Genomic DNA, 17864 nt, shown 5'->3' on the forward strand with positions numbered 1-17864 from the left:
GATTCTTGTATACCAAAGACTAAAGAGTGGGTTTCCCCACTCTTTAGAAATTCGTACTATCTCGTTCACTTCAAAAATTATAACATAGTCTGGTAATAGTGACAAGTAAGCGATGGTTCAGGCAGTTTACTTACTAATGAAGGAAAAATTACGTTTCTCCAACAATCGCTCTTTTTAGATCCAAATTCAATCCTAGAAAAGGGAAAGCTGATTGCTCTCTGGCAAGCCACGGAAACATCCCATATTCGACAGGAGTTCAACAATGGTCTTACTTGCTTTCGACTTCTGCTGGAAGTCCTCAACCGATAGAAACTCACCATGATCTCTTGCTGCAGCAATATTGCGAGCAGCATTATCCCCGATTCCTGCCAACGCCGAAAATGGAGGGATTAGTGATTTTCCGTCAACGATAAACTTTGTCGCTTCCGAACGGTATAAGTCAATGGATTTCAGCGAGAATCCGCGCGCTGCCATTTCCAGACCCATTTCCAGAACAGGTAACATGTTTTTCTCTTTCGGAGGTGCCTGGAAACCTAATTGCTCAATTTCCGTAATTTTGCGATAGATCGCGTCATATCCCTGACACATCAGTTCGATATCAATCTCATCCGCCCGAACGGTAAAGTAAGTTGCGTAATATTCAATCGGATGATAAAGCTTGAAGAACGCCGTACGTACTGCTGAAATAACATAAGCGGCCGCGTGAGCCTTCGGGAACATGTACTGGATTTTCAGACACGAATCAATGTACCATTGAGGCACTTTACAATTCTTCATCTCGTCAATCCATTCCTGTGGCAGACCCCGTCCCTTACGAACACTCTCGGTAATCTTAAAGGCAAGACTTGCGTCCATTCCCGTTTTATAGATCAGGAACAACATGATATCATCCCGACAACCAATTACTGTCTTAATGTTACACGTTCCGTTCTTAATCAGATCCTGAGCGTTACCGAGCCATACCCCAGTACCATGGGACAATCCGGAAATTTGCAGTAAATCGGCAAAAGACGTCGGCTGGGATTCAACAAGCATCTGACGTACAAACTTCGTGCCCATCTCTGGCACACCAAACGTCGCGACTGGCGACCTAATCTGTTCTGGTGTAACACCCAGAGCTTCGGTTGAGTTAAACATGCTCATGACTTTGGGATCATTCATCGGAATGGTCGTTGGATCGACTCCTGTCAAATCCTGTAACATCCGCATCATAGTCGGATCATCGTGCCCCAGAATATCAAGTTTCAGCAAGTTTTCTTCAAAAGCATGATAATCAAAGTGTGTTGTTTTCCACTCCGCATTAACGTCATCAGCTGGGAACTGAACAGGTGTAACGTCTTCGACCTCAATATAATCAGGTACAACGACAATACCGCCAGGGTGCTGTCCAGTGCTCCGTTTTACCCCTGTACATCCCGAAGCCAAACGATTCAATTCAGCTCCGCGCCATTTCTTGTGATGTTCTTCCTCATATTTCTTGGCAAAACCAAATGCTGTTTTCTCAGCCACCGTACCAATGGTCCCCGCACGGAAAACACTCTTCTCACTAAATAGTACTTTCGTATAGTTATGAGCATGAGGCTGATAATCACCAGAGAAGTTCAAGTCAATATCGGGAACTTTATCTCCTTTGAATCCAAGGAAGGTCTCAAACGGAATATCCTGGCCTTCTCCTTTAAGTGTGCCACCACAATCCGGACACTCTTTCTCTGGAAGGTCAAATCCACTCCGAACACTGCCGTCCAGGAACCACTCGCTGTGTTTGCATTCCGAATTCACACAAATATAATGAGCAGGTAGTGGATTAACCTCGGATATACCCAGGAATGTAGCAACAACAGAGGAGCCTACCGATCCCCGTGAACCTACGAGATAACCATCCTGATTCGATTTTTTAACCAAGCGTTCCGAGATCAGATAGTTGGCAGAAAAACCGTATTTAATAATTGGAATGAGCTCTTTCTCTAGTCGTGCCACGATTACTTCTGGTAATTCCTCGCCATAGATGGACTTGGCAGTGTTATAACAGGTATTACGGATTTCTTCGTCTGCACCTTCCAGAATCGGAGTAAACAGTTTGTCCGGGAATAACTTAATTTCCTCAAAGCGGTCAGATAACTCCACCGTATTTGTAACAACGACTTCGTAAGCTTTATCTTGGCCCAGGAACTGGAACTCTTCCAGCATTTCCTCTGTCGTTCTAAAATGTGCATCCGGTTTACGTTGATCTTTCAGTGGACTAAATCCTGTAATACCGTGAATGGTGATATCCCGATATAACTTGTCACGCGGTTCCAAATAGTGCACGTTACCTGTGGCTATGACCGGTTTATTAAGTTTTGCACCTATATCAATGACTTTACGGATTGCTGTTTTGATTTCTTCGGGTGTAGCCACCAACCCTTTATCCACCAAATGCATATACATTGTAAGTGGTTGGATCTCCAGTATGTCATAGAACTCAGCGATCTCTTCCGCTTCTTCGAGCGATTTGTTAAGCACCGCTTCGAAAAATTCACCTTTTTCACAGCCTGATATAACAACAAGGCCTTCACGCAAATTAATCAGTTTCGATTTGGGAATGCACGGTACCCGCTTGAAATGTTCCGTATGAGAGAGAGAGACCAGCTTATATAGATTTTTCTTACCCACATCATTCAGTGCATAGATTCCACAGTGGAAAGGTCTTGTATTCGACAAGTCGACACCCACATAATCATTCAAGCGATCAAGCCTCGTCAAACCTTTCATCTGGGCAGCATCATTTAATAATCCGATCAGGATACCCGCGAGTGCAACCGTATCATCAATGGCACGGTGATGACTTTCGAGTCCAACCTTATATTTATCCGCCATCGTATTAAGACGGTGGTTCTTATTTTTTGGAAATAACAATCTCGCCAGTTCCAACGTATCAAGGACTGGATTAGGAAGCTCTGGCATTCCAATTTGCTTCAGGGAAGCCTGGATAAAGCCCATGTCAAAACGTGCATTATGCGCAACAAGCACACCATCACCAGCAAACTGCACAAAATCACGGATAACAGGCTCCAGCTCAGGTGCGTCTTTTACCATGTCATCATTAATATTGGTCAACTGCTGAATGTTGTAGGGAATGCGTTCATGCGGATTCACAAACGTTGCAAACCGGTCGATTTCTTTACCATCTTGCATCTTCACGGCTGCAATCTCAATGATTTTGTTCTGTGTTACCGACAGACCTGTGGTCTCGATATCAAATACAATGTATGTTGCTGTTTGCAGATCCAATGGCTGAGGAGCCATTACAACGGCAACAGAGTCATTCACAACATTCGCCTCAAGGCCGTAGATCATTTTAATCCCGTTTTTCTTAGCAGCCTTTGAAGCCTCGGGATATACCTGCACCCCACCATGATCACTGACAGCAATCGCCTTATGTCCCCACTCCGCTGCCATTTTCACGTATTTGTCAATTGAAGTTACAGCATCCATCGTACTCATCGTAGAGTGCAAATGGAACTCCACCCGCTTCTCTGGTGCATTATCTTTACGAGATGGCGGTGCTTTGACTTCAATCAGATCCGATGGAATCATCGCGAGTTCAGGAATTTGCATAAACCGGTCATATTCTACACGACCACGTACTTTTACCCATTTACCGTTAGCCAACAAACTGAGAATTTTAACATCCTCTTTTGTTTTGGCAAACATCTTCATTTGCATGGAGTCCGTGAAGTCGGTCAGGTAGAAGGTAAACAACGTATTTCCGTTTCGCAGTTCCTTACGATCCAGACCAAATACCGTACCTTGAAGCGTGACTTTCTTCTCTTCATCCTGGATTTCCTGCATGGGTACTGCTGGCTCCTTGATGTCGTAACCCATCTGCAAACGCAGATCACCCTGCTCCTCATCCACCGGGATTTCCGTGTCCACTTCACTCATCATCTTCTCGATGACCTCAAGTTCTTCTACACGTTTTTGGGCCTGGAACTGTTCCATAGCCTCTTTATTACTTCCCACTTCGCCCACTTGCATCTTGATGCGAAGAGGTAGATGAAAGTATTTTTCATAGAATTTTGTAATAGCTTGATCAATCTGTTTCTTACGAGCCAATTCCATCGACGTTGCATCACTCATTGTCAGTTGTAGGAGATCCTCTTCACATTCAAAGGTTGTCCGGTTCATCCAGCCATTTACAGACGGAATCTCACGGGTAACCCACTCCAGAAACAGATTCCAATATTCACTGACGATATCACCATTTTGTACCTTGTCCGTGTATTTGAAGCCAAATGAAATTTTGGCGATATGATTCATCTTCTCTTGAATATGCAGGCAAAATGTGCGATAGATTGGAGCAGGTACCAACGTATCCTTCGCAATCAGAATATTCCATTCCCGATTACTTCGATTGGTCTCTACTTGTTCAATCCATCCATCCAAAAAATAGGGCTCTAATAGACCAGCCGGAAGCTCTGCCTGTTTCATCAACAACTCAAACCGTTTTCTCTTCTCCTCGAATCCGCTCATCGTGTTCCTCCTTGTACCCCCTTAAAGCATGAAAAGCCCCTGCATTCAAAAATGTCACCGATCCGAACTCGCACCGACTCATTTTATCCGACAGAAGCTCTCCATTCATTACTCTTACAGTCCGTACGTGCCATTATATACATTGAACAAAAAGATATTTACACTTACCACTCCGATAACAGAACAACCTTCCGATCACTGTTATCCCCAGATTTTTTGATTCCCTTTTAGAAAGGGGAAAATCCGGGGATAAAGGCGCAGCGTATGCTTCCGATGTAGCTTTCTTTCAGAAAGCTTTTAGCTCCGCTTCTTCAGGTTATTTCTGTTCTCTACGTTCTCATGTAAATGTTTAGTTCAATGTATATAGTCAAGTGATCCTGACTTAGTATGCTCTTGCAAACACAACCGTGTGTTCTGCCTGTTCACCACAAGCCAGGCACGTATGCTTTTCTTCCGCAGGCTGGAACGGAATGTTCCGGCTTGTTGCACCTGTAACTTCTCTTACTTTATCTTCGCAAGCTTCTGAACCGCACCACCCAGCCAGTGTAAACCCGCGTTTATTTTCCATCAGTTCTTTCATCTCATCGAGTGTATCCACGGAGTAGAAGTTATCCGACATAAATGTGCGAGCACGCTCTAACATATCTACCTGAATCTGTGTCAGCATAGCCTGGATTTCTTCTACCAGGTTTGCTTGTTCTACCACTTTCTTCTCACCTGTGATCCGTGATACGAGTACACAAACGCCATTTTCCATATCACGCGGACCAATCTCCAGACGAATCGGAACACCGCGCATCTCGTATTCATTGAATTTCCAACCTGGGCGAACATCGCTGCGATCATCCATTTTCACACGGACTCCAGCTTTTTTCAACTCAGTGAACAACTCATCCGCACGCCCAACAACAGCATCACGCGTTTTCGGAGGTCCAATTGGAATCATGACCACTTGTGTTGGTGCGACTTTAGGAGGAAGTACGAGACCACGGTCATCTCCGTGAACCATAATTAATGCACCGATCAAACGTGTGCTTACTCCCCATGAAGTAGTGTAAGCCAGCTCCAGCACATTATTCCGGCTAAGATACTGGATTTCAAATGCTTTTGCAAAGTTCGTCCCCATGTAGTGAGATGTACCTGCTTGTACTGCACGTCCATCCTTCATCATGGCTTCGATCGAGTACGTATCCACCGCACCCGCAAACTTCTCGGATTTGGTTTTCTGACCCACAATTACAGGAATAGCCAAATATTCCTCAACTACTTCACGATAAATCTCAAGCATTTTCATCGTTTCTTCACGTGCTTCTTCTTCCGTCTCATGCGCAGTATGACCTTCCTGCCACAAGAACTCACTTGTGCGAAGGAAAGGCAACGTTCTTTTTTCCCAACGAACTACGTTAGCCCACTGGTTAATCAGTACGGGAAGATCCCGATAAGACTGAATCCACTTGGAATACATGTGACCAATAATCGTTTCGGATGTAGGACGGATTGCCAGACGTTCTTCCAGCTTCTCTCCGCCAGCTTCCGTAACCCATGGTAATTCAGGGTTAAAACCTTCCACGTGCTCTTTTTCCTTTTGAAAGAAGCTCTCAGGAATGAACATCGGGAAGTACGCATTGCGATGACCCGTTTCCCGGAAACGACGATCCAACTCATCCTTAATATGTTCCCAGATTTCAAAGCCATCTGGTTTGAACACAATACAACCGCGTACGGGTGCATAGTCCATGAGATCAGCTTTTTTGATAACATCAATGTACCAGCGTGAGAAATCCTCACCCTGTGGTGTGATTTCAGTCACGAACTGTTTATCATTTTCCTTTGACATAAGACTCCAGCGTCCTCCCATAACGACTATCTCTGAATGTCCAGAGCGTAGTCCAACCGTAATTATCCGTTAATTAAACGTAATATATCATTGTAAGTTACTGCCAGCATCAACACAAACAACATTGCAAATCCGATGAAATGCACCATGCCTTCGCGATTGGGATCAACAGGTCTGCCGCGCAGCGCTTCAATTCCCAAAAATACCAGACGACTGCCGTCCAGTGCAGGTATTGGTAGCAGGTTGAAAATCCCAAGGTATAGACTCAAAATCGCTGCCCATCTCGTTAACTGCTCAATCCCTTGTTTAGCAATTTGCCCTGTCACTTCAAATGTACGAACTGGACCACCAATATCATCCATGTTGAATTGATTGATCAGATGTTTAAAACCTTCAAATATCACTTTGGTTGTATCAACCATGGCCACGCCCGAGACTTTAAATGTCTCTACAAATCCAACAGATCGGGTTGGTAACGTAGGTACAATTCCCACTTTACCGCCCTCTTGTCCTTCTACAGCACGTGGAGTAATCGTTATATTAAACGTATCCGAACCCCGGCGCAGCGTCCATTCCATCGGCTTGTCTTTGGAATCGGCAATCATCGACACCATTTTTTGTGAATCTGTACCAATAACAGTACCATTGATCGTCTCAATAATATCCCCTTTTTGCAGGTTCGCCTGATCGGCTGCCCCACCTTCAAGCACTTCACCAATTTCAAGATTTTTTGGGTTTTCTACCGGAACTCCTGCCATCTGCGCATATACAGCAAACAGCACAAAGGCCAAGATAAAGTTCATGAGTGGGCCCGCAAAAATAGCCAATGCACGCTGTCCAACGGTTTTGCTGCCGAATTGACGATCTTTCGGTGCAATCTGCGTTTGTTTGCCACGACTTACCAACATTGCTTGAGGATGAATACGATACTCCTGAATCTCACCATCTACATCCAGTTGAAGCTTCAGGGCGTTCTCCATATCAATGGAGATGACTTCACCACGTATTACATTTTTACGGTTATCCAACTGATCCAGATAGATCATCTTCACCTGGTCATCCGCTGATCTTACCGCAATGGTCTGTCCTTCCTGGATCTCTACCAGTTCCGGATCTTCCCCTGCCATCCGTGCATATCCACCAAAAGGCAACAAACGCAATGTAAACTGGGTCTCGTTTCTTTTATATGAGAACAATTTGGGACCAAAACCGATCGCAAATTCCCGTACAAGAATACCGGCGCGTTTGGCAAAATAATAATGCCCCCATTCATGAACCGTCACGATGACAAAGAACATGAGCACCGTTAGAAATACCACTTGTATGGTTTCCAATCCCTATCCATCCTCCTTCACGGCACATACCGCAGTCTGTCCCTCTAGATTATCATTATTCTCTGATGCCGCACAAGAGAATCACTTCTTCCAATTTGTTATGAAAAAAGAGATTACAGACTGGACGCAAGCTTACGGCTCTCCTGATCACAACGGGCGATCTCCTGCAGATCAGGCTCGTCCACATTGTCGTGTGCTTCCAGCACAGAAGCAATAATATCTTCTATTTTAAGGAATGAAATCTCTTTACGCAAGAAACGGGATACAGCAACCTCGTTGGCTGCATTAAACGCCGTTGTTGCGGTTCCTCCCATTTTACCACACTCATATGCCATTCTTAAACACGGGAACCGTTCCATATCCATCTCACGGAAATGTAATTTCCCAGCTTGAGCAAGAGACAGACGCTGTGCTGGTGATGGCAAGCGGTCAGGGTAAGTCAATGCATATTGAATTGGAACTCGCATATCCGGATTCCCCAGTTGAGCGATGATGCTGGTGTCATCAAATTCCACATAGGAATGAATAACACTCTCTGGGTGAAGCAATACATTAATCTGATCATATCGAAGACCAAACAACCAATGTGCTTCAATAACCTCAAGTCCCTTGTTAACCATCGTTGCCGAGTCTATCGTAATTTTGGACCCCATTGACCAATTCGGATGTTTAAGCGCATCCTCTATAGTCACGCTCTTCAACTGTTCACGGGTAAGATCACGGAATGATCCACCTGAAGCGGTGAGCGTAATGCCTGCCAAGCGTTCTCTGTTTTCACCATTCAAGCATTGGTATATCGCAGAGTGCTCACTATCGATGGGCAGCAAAGAGACTCCTTTGGCAGCAGCTCTTGTAGTAACAATATGCCCCGCCGTAACCAATGTCTCCTTGTTCGCCAGCCCGATCTGTTTGCCTGCGTCTATGGCAGCAAGCGTTGACTCCAATCCAACACTCCCCACCACGGCTGTAACAACCGTATGCGCATCAGTTCCTGCCGCAACTTCTACGAGTCCTTCTGTGCCATAAAATAGTTGCGTTCCTGCAGGCAAATGTGGAGCTACCTTCTCCGCCAATTCTTTGGACCCCACCGATACTTTCTTCGGTCGATAGCGTTTGGTTTGTTCGATCAGCAGGTCTGTATTGCCTCCGGCAGCCAGTCCCTCCACTTGAAAGAGTTCTGGATGCATGTCAACTACATCCAGTGTCTGGGTTCCAATGGAACCGGTTGACCCAAGAATCGCAATTTTTTTCATGCTGCACCTCATCTTAAATTATCCAATGCCTACGGCGAACAATGCTGTTATCTCAGACTCATGTTCTTCTTTAGTAGGGCAGTAGCATTAGTATATGTACGAATGGAAAAACAACAATCCAGCTGTCGCACCGATCAAGAATGCCTCCATGCCCTGGGAGAAGACTGCCTGAATCCTTGATATTATATACACGTTTGTATGCAGACTGGATCAAGTCACCCATCTGACCTACAACTGCACAGGCAATTCCGATCACAATCGCTCTCTGCCAGGAAAGCAAACCATCTGATACTAATGCAAAAATAACAGAAGTAACAATTGCAATCACGATGCCACCCAGTGCACCCTCCACGGTTTTGTTTGGACTGATGGAAGGCCACAGTTTGTTTTTACCAATTAGTTTCCCTACAAAATAAGCTCCTGCATCACTGGCCCATATGGAGCCCAGCAACAGGAATGTCCAGAACAACCCATGAAGCAGATGTCTGGATTCTGCAATGTAATAGAAACCGATCCCTATATACAACACGCCAAGGAAAAGCATCGCCACTGTATTGACGGGAACCTTATTTTTGGTGACAACCGAAGCTGTCATCAGTACAAGCATTACTATCCAGATGACCTGAAATAAGGATAGCGGTCTTGCCTCCCAAAGCATTTCCCAAGGAAACACAATGGCAAAAACACCAGCATATCCGATCAGGGCCACACCTGAAAAAGGCATCACCCCGGTCATTTTAACAAATTCATAATAACCGATGAGAGCCATAAGCAATACCAAACCATGGTACCAGGGTCCGCCCAGCATGCAAAAACCTAAAAACAACACACCTGCTATGATTCCTGTCGTTAATCGCTGTTTCAACGGCTTCATCCTCCATCTATTTCAAACCGCCGTAACGCCTTGTTCTGCGCTGATATTCGGCTACTGCTTCAAGCAAATGCTTTTTGCCAAATTCGGGCCAGTATATATCCGTAAACCATAATTCACTATATGCAAGCTGCCAGAGCATAAAGTTGCTTAATCTCAACTCTCCGCTCGTCCGGATCAGCAGATCCGGATCGGGCATGTCAACCGTCAGCATATGTCTATCAATGAGTTCAGGTGTTATGTCCTCTGCCGATAGTTCCCCCGATTTCACCTGCAGAGCGATCTGTTTAACACAGTCCGTCATTTCACGACGACTTCCATAGTTCATTGCAAAGTTTAAAACGAGACCTGTATTATGTTCCGTAAGACGAATGGCTTCCCGCAAGGCATTAATGGTATGAGAAGGTAAATGTTCCTCTTGACCCATCATGCGAATGCGCACATTTTTTTCTATAAGTTCATCCAGCTCTATGGCCAGAAATTCTTGCGGAAGTCGCATCAGAAAATCCACTTCTTCTTTTGGACGCGTCCAGTTTTCTGTCGAAAAAGCGTACATCGTCAGATATTTGATGCCCAGTTCATCCGCCGCGATGGTCGCACGTTTGACCGCCTTCATGCCATTTTGGTGCCCGGCTATACGCGGGAGTCCCAAACGTTTGGCCCATCGTCCATTGCCGTCCATGATGATGGCGACGTGCTGCGGGATATTGTCCTCGGATATAGTCAGCGTTTCCTGCTTGTCAGCCCCATTCCACCACGACCGAACCCGTTTGATCATTCCTGTTCCTCCAAAATCCCTGAAGTTTCTTTATCTGAAGCTTGGAAAAAGAGACAAAACCCCACCGTATTGGAGGGGCTGCGCTTGTCTTACACTTCCATGATTTCTTTTTCTTTGGCAGCGAGTACCTTATCGACTTCAGCAATAAACTTGTCGGTCGATTTTTGGATATCGTCCTGATGTCTCCGGGATTCATCCTCGGAAATATCTGACTTCTCCATTTTCTTGATGTCATCATTCGCGTCACGGCGAATGTTACGAATCGCTACTTTACCTTCTTCACCGAACTTCTTCGTCAGCTTAACAAGTTCCGCTCTACGTTCTTCCGTCAATGCCGGAATTGACAGACGGATCATGCTACCATCATTGGCTGGAGTAAGACCCAGATCCGATTTCATGATGGCACGCTCGATGTCACCCATGGAAGATTTGTCCCAAGGCTGAATCATCAGTGTACGGGAATCCGGAGTACTGATATTAGCGAGTTGATTCAATGGCGTCATTGCTCCATAATACTCTACCTGAATTCGGTCCAGAAGAGCTGGAGTTGCGCGGCCTGCACGCAAAGTAGCCAGGTCACGACGCAATGCTTGAATTGCTTTTTCCATACGCTCTTCGGCGTGTTGTTTAACCGCTTGTGGCATTAATCTACACTCCCTTTAACGATTGTTCCGATACGTTCGCCCAGAACAACACGTTTGATGTTACCTTGTTCCGTAATGGCAAATACGATCAACGGGATGTTGTTGTCCTTACAAAGCGAGGATGCCGTCGAATCCATTACACCAAGGTCTTTGTTAAGAATATCCATGTAAGTCAACTGATCAAATTTCACAGCTGAGCTGTCCTTAAACGGATCTGCTGAGTATACACCATCAACTTTATTTTTGGCCATCAAGATAACTTCTGCTTCAATCTCCGCTGCGCGCAGTGCTGCTGTTGTATCCGTGGAAAAGAACGGGTTACCTGTACCTGCTGCAAAAATAACGACCCGGCCTTTCTCCAGATGGCGAATAGCTCTACGACGAATATAAGGCTCTGCAATCTGTTGCATCGCAATAGATGTCTGAACACGCGTAGGCACTTCAATCTGCTCTAAAGCATCCTGCAGTGCCAGCGAGTTCATTACTGTCGCCAGCATACCCATATAATCGGCAGTTGCACGATCGATGCCGTTTTCGCTACCGGCAATTCCACGCCAGATGTTTCCGCCGCCACATACAATAGCAACCTGTACACCAAGTGCAACAACCTCTTTTACCTGTTGGGCAATCGACGAGATCGTATCTGCATCAATACCGTAGCCGTTTTGACCGGAAAGAGACTCTCCGCTGACCTTTAAGACAACACGTTTAAATACTGGCTGTTCCAATTATTCACCCTCCACTTTGAATCGAACACGCTTGGTGTTCAACCAACAAAACTTCTCGCGCATGGCCTCCTGCTTAAAAAGAAAGGAACACAGTTGTGTTCCGCTCTTTTAGGAAAAACGTTTAACCGGTAAGGCACTGTTTTCCTGAGATATAAGGGAGTTTACGCTTCGAAGTTTCATCATTCTTATATCTTCGAAAATCAATTCTGCTCGCCGGTTTATAAGAACCGTCTTATTTGTTTACTTGGGACATTACTTCTTCTACGAAGTTGTCTACTTTTTTCTCAAGACCTTCACCCAGTTCGTAACGAACGAAACGACGGATGGAGATGTTTTCACCAATTTGGCTGATTTTTTCGTTCAGCAATTGAGAGATCGTTTTGTCTGGATCTTTAACGAAAGTTTGTTCCATCAGGCAGTACTCTTCGTAGTATTTACCGATACGGCCTTCAACCATTTTTTCAATGATTTTCTCTGGTTTGCCTTCGTTAAGAGCTTGAGCTTTAAGGATTTCTTTTTCTTTTTCCAGCTCATCTGCAGGAACTTCTTCGCGTGTAACGAATTTAGGATTAGCTGCAGCGATTTGCATAGCTACATCTTTAACAAAATCCTTAAATTGATCCGTTTTACCAACGAAGTCTGTTTCACAGTTAACTTCAACCAAGACACCAATACGTCCACCAGCGTGGATGTAAGATTCAACAACACCTTCGGTTGCTGCACGGCCTGCTTTGCTTGCTGCTGCAGAAAGACCTTTCTCACGCAACAATTCAGCTGCTTTCGTTACATCACCGTTTGCTTCTTCCAGTGCTTTTTTGCAATCGAGCATACCAGCGCCCGTTCTTTCGCGAAGTTCTTTTACTGCACTCGCATTAACTGCCATTATAAATTCCCTCCAAAATTAAGTATTGTACGTACACTCTAAAAAAAGGGCAGTGAGAGGTTATCCACCTGCCAACCACCCTTTTCATTTAGTTTATAACATATGTTCGAATCTATTAAGCGGAAGTTTCTTCGCCTTGGTTAGCTTCGATTACAGCATCAGCCATTTTACCTGTCAGCAATTTAACAGCGCGGATCGCGTCGTCATTACCTGGGATAACATAATCGATCTCGTCCGGATCGCAGTTAGTATCAACGATACCAACAATTGGGATACCCAATTTGCGAGCTTCCGCAACAGCGATACGCTCTTTGCGTGGATCGATGATGAACAAGGCGCTTGGCAGGCCTTTCATATTTTTAATACCGCCCAAGAATTTCTCCAGACGATCTTTTTCTTTGCGAAGCAAGATAACTTCTTTTTTAGGCAATACAGCGAATGTACCGTCTTCTTCCCAAGCTTCCAACTGTTTCAAACGATCAATACGTTTTTGAATAGTTTGGAAGTTAGTCAGGGTACCGCCGAGCCAGCGTTGGTTAATGTAGAATTGACCAGCACGTTCAGCTTCTTCTTTAACGGAATCTTGAGCTTGTTTCTTAGTACCCACGAAAAGAATTTTACCATTCTCTCCTGCGATTCCTTTAACGAAGTTGTAAGCCTCTTCGACTTTTTTCACCGTTTTTTGCAAATCGATGATGTAAATTCCGTTTCTTTCAGTGAAGATATAACGATCCATTTTTGGGTTCCAACGACGAGTTTGGTGACCGAAGTGTACCCCAGCTTCGAGAAGCTGCTTCATGGAGATTACTGCCATCTTCACACACCTCCTAATATGGTTTTTATTGTGTCCTCCGCCGGCATCATTTTTCGCCAAGACTCTCCATAAGGAAAGCACCCTCAACAAAATTAGCACATGCGTGTGTTTTAACACCGTTATCTAATATATCACAACTGATTGTCTGATGCAACAGTCTTTGAAGCTAAAATCTACTTTTTACTTTTTGCTAGTATCGAATCATTTTAAACTTGATATGTAAATCAACACTAATTATTATCAAGCTTTGAAAATGCACCGTTTAATACGCAAAAACCGCCCTGTCCGAGCATGCTCAGTTTGACGGTTCTTTCGTAATTTTTGCGATAATGGATTTGAAACTTTCACCTTTTTCAAGCGCATAAGTACCCACTTGGATTTTGGTATTGATTCGCTCAGCTTTGCCAGCCTTTATGAATGCTTGAGCATCATCTACGATTCCCGCGGTTTTTAGATTTGCTGCAACGATCGCCAGACTATTGCCTGAACGTACTTTGAATGATACTGTTGCGCCTTTCGGATTGCTCGGCGTTACAGGTTCTGTTGTCTTCGGCTCAGTTATCTCTTTCTGCCCTTCAACTTCACTTGCAGCAGGCTCTTGTGGGTTCTCAGGCTCTGCAGGTGTCTCCGTAGAGGTTACTGTCTCAGGTGGCGTTGCTGTATTCCCCTGCAACTCACTGCTCTCCTGCTTTTTCTTTGCTACCCACTCTGCTTCTGTGTATAGTTCCTCTTCAGAACCGACCAACTTCATATCCAAGGTTTTTGCGGCCGTTTCAAGCTGTTCTTTGGTCATATTGGCAGTCTGCTCGGGGTCCAGATTACTATCGGATAATGCATTTTGTCCGACTGTGGCCAGTTGAAGCAAAACTGCACCAATAATCATGCCGCTCCCCAGGCCAATCCATAAGGATCGCTTGTCCATGACTTAGCTTTCCTCCCGTTCTGCCAATTGCAGTATTAACTGTACCTCACCACGCTGAATGCCTGTCTGCTTGGATATGGCATCCATCGACTTACCTTCAGCATGTAGAGTAAAGAGTTCTGCGTATCTATCTTTAATCGACTCACGTTGTGGCAAAGATTCGACTTCACTGGTCTGTACGTCTGCTTCTAACGCCTGCTGGGCAGCCTCTGCTTGTACACTTTTCACAAGCGCTTGTGCTTGCAAACCTTCGGAAGCTTGTACCGGTACACTACCTGAGTGTGGCACAGGTGATGCGACAGGTTCGTTTTTTTTGCTCTGTTCCAGCTGATCCAACCGCTGCTGTAATTCCTGAAGTTGCAATTGCATGCGTTGATCGGCTGCTGTCGCTTCTCCCTTCATTTCAGCCACACGTTGAATAAGAGCATCATTATCATTTTCGATCTCGGTCATGTAGTGTTCAAGCGTAGATTCCATCTCCTGCACCAGTTGATGCCCGGACTCTTGCGCCTTGTTTTTACGAGGCATAATATAAGCGTAGGCGATGGCGCAAGCCCCTAATATGACAATAATGATCCATGGTGACAAATTGGGTTCTCTCCTTCTGATTCAACCATCGGTGCGAAAGACTGCATGTCCATAACAACCATTTATTATAAAGACAGATCTATGTGTTTTCCTTTGTACGGGTGCTCTGCAGGTTTAACAGTTTCTTGAGCCTGAGCAGTCTCCTGTCCATCGGAACCACTCTGCTGATCCCCATCATGGGTATGACCATCACGCACCGAAGTCTGTGAAGTTTCGTCCATTGCTTCACTTCGTTGCCTTGCTTCATTTGCTTCTTTCGACGTTTGCTCTGCCAAAAGATTTTGATCCGTAATCGGTCGCTGCTGGGCTTCACTTTGATAACGTCCCGCTTCACTTGTTCGTGGTACCGCAATCTGCAACTCCACTGCTTTGAAACTCATACGCTCACCTCACGGTTTCGAATGGATTTCTTCCTGTGCCTGAATGCTGTACTTAAACGTATGGAACCATCGTAATATCACCATCGTGATAATAAAATGAAATTCGACTCACTGGATCTTTAATAAATTTCGTGTATCTGCCGATAACTATTTTAGAGCCTCCATAAATCATCTTCAGAATATCAACACGAGCCTTACTTGTATCTTCAAGTGCCTTCTCAATTTCAAAGATACGCATTTTCGTTTCTTCACTTATACGAAGAGCGGATTTCTGCGTAGCATTCAGCTTGATTCGCATCGACATCTTATCTGGAGTTAGTTGTCCAGCGGCAGCTAATTGATCCAGCAATGTCAAAGCTTTCTTCGTTTTGTCCAAGGAATCCATCTGCTCTCTGACTTCCTTGCGCAAATCATTGAGTTCGTTACGCAGCTTTGGCAGCACACCAACTTCAATGGAAGTGACCGTGGACATGCTGTTGCCCACAACACGCGCTGAGACGTTCTGACCAGCCTGGATCGAGCCACCAACGATAAGACCTTTGGTGCCCGCACAGATGACACCATGGCCAGCACGAATATTGGAATGCATAATACTTTGGGAAACCAGAACATCTTCACCGGCATCCACGTTGCCTTCTTGAATGAAAGTACATTTAACATTATGGCCTGCTTGTACCAGTCCTTTGTTATAACCAATAATACCACCGGTAATTTCGATTGAGCCGCCTGCTTCCAGTTCAGCTCCTTCGACACCTCCGACGACGCGAATGTCACCTGCTGCTTTTACTTTAAATCCGGTAAGTACATTGCCTCGTATGACAACTGTGCCTACAAAGTCGATATTACCATTATTGTAATCAACGTCACCATTGACTTCATAGACCGGAAACACATTCAGTTTGTTACCGTCTGTTTTGGTAACCAGCCCATCCAGTGCAGCATACATCGCAGAACCATCCGGGTTAATCACAACGTTTTTCCCTACTTTAAACCGAGCTTCTTTTCCCGGACGATAAGGAATTTCCTCGCCCGTCACTGCCCTGCCGGGTATACCATCGCAAGGAGCGATCCGCTCTGCAATGATCTGACCACTACGGACATTATTTAACCGGGTCACTTCTTTGTAATCGACAGTTCCATCTTCCGATTCCAGTGGTCGTCGTTCATTCGTATCGTCCATTCCAACCAGAATCTTGATGAAGCCATCTGTTCCTTGAATGGGAGCGACACCTTCTGCAATCTTGTATTTATCTTTCAAATAGGTTTCAGGGTTACTCACAAAAAGTAACAATGCTTCTCGCGATACACCTTGTTTGATGCCCTTGTCCGCCACAAATTGTTCAAGTTCATCGATCGTGCAGGCAAAGCCTTCTTCCTCTTTGGAAAATTCAAGGTAGGCTGTGCATTTGTCGTCCGATAAAACAATGTTTAAACATTGTTCCAAAGCAGTCCGCTGTGTCACTGCAATTCTTCCCCCTTTTAGACTTTCCACTCCCCAAACTCCAATGATATTACTTCTCTCTATTAATCTTTACGCATCAACAAATCTTTCTGTTTGTCCAACGTGCCGCGTAATCGTAATATTGCCTTGGAATGTAACTGGGATATACGAGACGGAGAAAGAGACATAACCTCAGCAATTTCACTAAGAGAAAGATCTTCGTAATACAAGAGTGAAACAACCGTTCTCTCTTTTACCGTCAACTTGTCAAGCCCTTGCACCAAAGCTTCCTTCAAATAAAACTCATTCACTTTATAATCCGGATTTTTGGCTTTCTCATCCACCATCAAAGACAGACGAGTCTCAGACTCTTCCTCACGAATTGGGTCCTCCAACGAGCAAAGTGACATGACTGCCACTTCCTGAAGCATATGTTGAAAATCTTTAGTGGACACGTCCAGATACTCGCTCATTTCCTCATCACTAACGGACCTGAGATAACTTTGTTCCAGCTGTTGATAGGCGTCTTCGATTCGTTTGGCCTTCTCCCGCACAGAACGCGGAACCCAATCACCTTGACGCAGACCGTCAAGAATGGCTCCGCGGACCCTCCATGATGCATAAGTTTCAAATTGCAGACCACGTTCATAGTCGAACTTCTCCAATGCATCAATTAACCCCATAACGCCATTGCTCTCCAAGTCATCCTTGGGAACATTTTTGGGCAAACCAACAGCCAGTCGACCGGATACATAATTTACAATGTGAAGATACTTTTCAATCAAAGTTTTCTTGGCTTCAAGATCTCCATGTTCTTTCCACTTTTCCCACAGATCAGAATGGTTCAAATGTGAAGCTTTACGCTCGTTCAATTGCTTT

General features: G+C 44.9%; 15 protein-coding genes. All 15 read right to left on the minus strand.

What is annotated here, in order from left to right; all coding sequences use genetic code 11:
* Nucleotides 1–192: 192 nt before the first annotated feature.
* Complete coding sequence (locus NSQ38_RS24565) at nucleotides 193–4512, minus strand: PolC-type DNA polymerase III (RefSeq protein WP_339784541.1); 4320 nt, start codon at nucleotides 4510–4512, stop codon at nucleotides 193–195.
* 382 nt (nucleotides 4513–4894) lie between these two features.
* Nucleotides 4895–6349 (minus strand): proline--tRNA ligase, encoded by a 1455-nt coding sequence (gene proS, locus NSQ38_RS24570; protein WP_091031854.1) that lies wholly within the window; start codon nucleotides 6347–6349, stop codon nucleotides 4895–4897.
* A 62-nt stretch (nucleotides 6350–6411) separates the two neighbouring features.
* Nucleotides 6412–7683 (minus strand): RIP metalloprotease RseP, encoded by a 1272-nt coding sequence (gene rseP, locus NSQ38_RS24575; protein WP_091031857.1) that lies wholly within the window; start codon nucleotides 7681–7683, stop codon nucleotides 6412–6414.
* Nucleotides 7684–7796: 113 nt separating this feature from the next.
* On the minus strand, nucleotides 7797–8936 hold the full coding sequence (locus tag NSQ38_RS24580) for a 1-deoxy-D-xylulose-5-phosphate reductoisomerase (protein ID WP_339784544.1): 1140 nt from the start codon (nucleotides 8934–8936) through the stop codon (nucleotides 7797–7799).
* 70 nt (nucleotides 8937–9006) lie between these two features.
* Nucleotides 9007–9801 carry a phosphatidate cytidylyltransferase gene (locus tag NSQ38_RS24585; protein WP_338593833.1) on the minus strand — a complete coding sequence of 265 codons (795 nt, stop codon included), beginning with the start codon at nucleotides 9799–9801 and terminating at the stop codon, nucleotides 9007–9009.
* Between the two features lie 16 nt (nucleotides 9802–9817).
* Entirely contained in the window at nucleotides 9818–10585 is a 768-nt protein-coding gene (locus NSQ38_RS24590; protein WP_017689151.1) for an isoprenyl transferase, read from the minus strand.
* Between the two features lie 89 nt (nucleotides 10586–10674).
* Nucleotides 10675–11229 (minus strand): ribosome recycling factor, encoded by a 555-nt coding sequence (gene frr / locus NSQ38_RS24595; protein WP_017689152.1) that lies wholly within the window; start codon nucleotides 11227–11229, stop codon nucleotides 10675–10677.
* Complete coding sequence (pyrH, locus tag NSQ38_RS24600; protein WP_338593831.1) at nucleotides 11229–11957, minus strand: UMP kinase; 729 nt, start codon at nucleotides 11955–11957, stop codon at nucleotides 11229–11231. Before pyrH ends, frr begins: the two co-directional genes overlap by 1 nt.
* 232 nt (nucleotides 11958–12189) lie before the next feature.
* Entirely contained in the window at nucleotides 12190–12840 is a 651-nt protein-coding gene (tsf, locus tag NSQ38_RS24605) for a translation elongation factor Ts (protein ID WP_124114084.1), read from the minus strand.
* Between the two features lie 115 nt (nucleotides 12841–12955).
* Complete coding sequence (rpsB, locus tag NSQ38_RS24610; RefSeq protein ID WP_017689155.1) at nucleotides 12956–13654, minus strand: 30S ribosomal protein S2; 699 nt, start codon at nucleotides 13652–13654, stop codon at nucleotides 12956–12958.
* 295 nt (nucleotides 13655–13949) lie between these two features.
* The gene (locus NSQ38_RS24615) at nucleotides 13950–14576 is read right to left on the minus strand and encodes a hypothetical protein (RefSeq protein WP_338593828.1); all 627 of its coding nucleotides are present in this window, start codon (nucleotides 14574–14576) and stop codon (nucleotides 13950–13952) included.
* 3 nt (nucleotides 14577–14579) lie between these two features.
* A complete protein-coding gene (locus NSQ38_RS24620) occupies nucleotides 14580–15164 on the minus strand; it encodes a hypothetical protein (protein ID WP_339784547.1) in 585 nt (194 codons plus the stop codon).
* Nucleotides 15165–15229: 65 nt separating this feature from the next.
* Entirely contained in the window at nucleotides 15230–15544 is a 315-nt protein-coding gene (locus tag NSQ38_RS24625) for a hypothetical protein (RefSeq protein ID WP_339784550.1), read from the minus strand.
* Nucleotides 15545–15596: 52 nt separating this feature from the next.
* Entirely contained in the window at nucleotides 15597–17006 is a 1410-nt protein-coding gene (locus NSQ38_RS24630) for a FapA family protein (RefSeq protein ID WP_339784553.1), read from the minus strand.
* A 62-nt stretch (nucleotides 17007–17068) separates the two neighbouring features.
* Nucleotides 17069–17857, minus strand: coding sequence for a FliA/WhiG family RNA polymerase sigma factor (locus tag NSQ38_RS24635; protein WP_017689160.1), 789 nt, complete (start codon nucleotides 17855–17857; stop codon nucleotides 17069–17071).
* Between the last annotated feature and the right edge of the window lie 7 nt (nucleotides 17858–17864).

The organism is Paenibacillus sp. FSL R7-0313, from assembly GCF_037969885.1.
Classification (GTDB): Bacteria; Bacillota; Bacilli; order Paenibacillales; family Paenibacillaceae; genus Paenibacillus.